The sequence below is a fragment of the Mesorhizobium sp. M7A.F.Ca.CA.004.04.2.1 genome (genome assembly GCF_004022825.1).
In the GTDB taxonomy this organism is placed as follows: Bacteria; Pseudomonadota; Alphaproteobacteria; order Rhizobiales; family Rhizobiaceae; genus Mesorhizobium.
Window position 1 is genome coordinate 1 of the sequence record NZ_RZPH01000907.1, and the last position, 2,475, is coordinate 2,475.

At 61.7% G+C, this 2,475-nt stretch carries 2 protein-coding genes; both read right to left on the reverse strand.

The features are described from left to right. Nucleotides 1–92: 92 nt before the first annotated feature. Complete coding sequence (locus EN893_RS28995) at nucleotides 93–1,703, reverse strand: GMC family oxidoreductase N-terminal domain-containing protein (RefSeq protein WP_127267082.1); 1,611 nt, start codon at nucleotides 1,701–1,703, stop codon at nucleotides 93–95. A 56-nt stretch (nucleotides 1,704–1,759) separates the two neighbouring features. Beyond that, nucleotides 1,760–2,475 (reverse strand): extracellular solute-binding protein (locus EN893_RS29000; protein WP_128361984.1); only part of this gene is annotated, 716 nt, incomplete at its 5' end.

Here is a 2,475-nt window from a genome sequence, read left to right on the forward strand (position 1 = left end):
GTTTGATTGACTGAACCGCTCCAACTCACTGTTTTTGCGCGGCTACTGAAGGAAGGCCGCTGCACGCCTTTCCTGGAGTTGCGCTACAGAAATTATCCCCGGCCCAGGATCATCTCCGCTGCCCGGTGCCCGATCATCATGCTGGGGGCATTGGTGTTGCCGCCGATCAGCTTCGGCATCACGGACGCATCCGCGACCCGCAAGCCACTGATGCCGCGCACCTTGAGCGTTGCCGGGTCGACGACGGCCATCGCATCGGTCCCCATCTTGCACGTCCCCACCGGATGATAGACGGTGAGCGCTTCGGCACGCAGATAGGCGAGGATCTCGTCATCGCTGCGAACATCCTTGCCCGGCAGCATCTCCGTCCCCCTGATCGGGTCGAACTCGGATGCGGCAAAGATTTGACGCGCGATCTTGATGCCTTCGACCAACACCCTGGCATCCTCGTCGTTCGAGAAGAAGCGATGATCGATCAGCACATCCCGGTTCGATGCCTGGCCTGACAGTTTGAGTTCGCCGACGCTTTTGGGCCTGAGCACGCAGGTGTGCATTGCGTAGCCATGGCCGTACTCCACCAGCCTGCCGCGATGGCTGCGATAGCCGGGCACGAAATGGAACTGGATGTCGGGAATGCCGTTCGCATACTTCGTCCGGGCAAAGCCGCCGGCTTCGACGTAGTTGGTGGTGAGCATGCCCTTGCGGCCGGCAAAATACCGGAAGGGCGCAGCCAGCACGCGGGGCAGGTTGGGCAGCGACAGGCCGAGCGTCTTCGTGCTCGAGGAGCGGACCGTGATCATGCCGTCGATATGGTCCTGAAGGTTCTTGCCCACGCCCGGCAGATCGACAACCGGCTTTATACCGATCGCCTGCAGCTCGGCGGCTGCGCCGATGCCGGACGCCAGCAAGATCTTCGGTGAATTGATCGCCCCGGCCGAAAGCACGATTTCGCGGCGGGCCGACAGCGTCTTCTGCTCGCCCTTGTACCGCACCCGTACCCCTGTCGCGCGTTCCTCGGCTATATCGAGGTCGATCACTTCGCATTCGCTGAGGATTGTGAGATTCTTGCGATCGAGCACCGGGCGCATGAAGGCGGTGAAACTGCTGAAGCGCTGGCCGCGATCCTGGGTGACATTGTAGATGCCGAGGCCGAACTGGCTTTCGGCATTGAAGTCGCTGTTGGCCGGAAGACCGGCATTGTTGCCGGCCTTGACGAACATCGACGACAGCACATTCGGATCGCGCGGCTTGTCGACCAGCAGTTCCCCGCCTGTACCGTGGTAGTGCGGGTCCTGGCCAAGCAGGTTGCGCTCGAGCTTCTTGAAGACGGGAAGCACGTCGCTGAATGCCCAGCCTGCGCAGCCGAGTCGCGACCACTCGTCATAGTCCTGCGCGGCGCCCCTGATGTAGACCATCGAGTTGATGGAACTGGAGCCGCCCAGCGCCTTGCCGCGATTGACCGGAATCCTGCGGCCGTTGAGGTTGGGCTGAGGCACGCCGACATAGCAGTAGTCATAGTTCGGATTGCCGTAGAGCGAGAGGATGCCGGCAGGCACCTTGACCCGCAGGCCGCTGTCGCTGCCGCCGGCTTCGATCAGGCACACTTTGTGGGACGGGTTGGCGCTCAGGCGATTGGCAAGGACACAACCGGCCGAGCCTGCGCCGATGACGATGTAGTCGTAGTCAAGATTTTCGGTCTGCATGGCCAGCCCCTTTGAGAATGGAGATGCCGGGGCGGCGCGCGCCCCGGCTGAGCGGCTCATTGCAGAAGCTGCGTCCAGACCTTGGTGACGAGTTCCTGCGCCGCCGGCGAGCAGGCCTGGCCCATCTTGACGGGAACGGTCGGGAACAGCTCCGGAGCGTTCTCCTTGTTGTAGAGCGCCTTGCTCTCGTCGATCTTCACCGGCGAAGAGTGGCCGTAATAATTGTACTGCGCCGTCGCGTTGTCGATCTGGGTCATGAAATCGATGAACTTCTTGGCGTTCTCGATATTGGTCGCGCCCTTCGGCACGACATAGGAATCCAGCCAGCCGACCAGACCTTCTTTCGGCATCGCGTATTCGACATTGGCCTTGTCGTTGCGGCGAAGCCTCATGGTGTTGCCGTCCCACCAGAAATGGGCGGCAACCTCGCCGCTGCCGATGCGGTTTTCGATGTTGTCGCTGGAATAGGCCGCCACGAATGGCTTCTGCGCCAGCAAGAGGTCGAGCACGCGCTTCATCTCCTGCGGGTCTTCGCTGCAATATTTGATGCCGAGATAGTTTTCCGCTGCCGGAATGACTTCGTCGGGCTGCGCCAGGCTGGCGATCTTGCCGCGCAGCTCCGCCGGTGGCTCGAAATAGGTCTTCCAGCTGTCGACCGGGCCTTTGTAGAGGTCGCGGTTGACGGTGTAGCCGGCATTGCCGAAGGCGAGCGGGATCGAATGATTGCCTGTCGCATCCCACCACGGTTTCTGCCAGTCCGGCAGGACTTGGC

Coding starts and splice junctions, on each gene's coding strand:
- EN893_RS28995 (WP_127267082.1), bottom strand. CDS start 1,703: ATGCAGACCGAAAATCTTGACTACGACTACATCGTCATCGGCGCAGGC.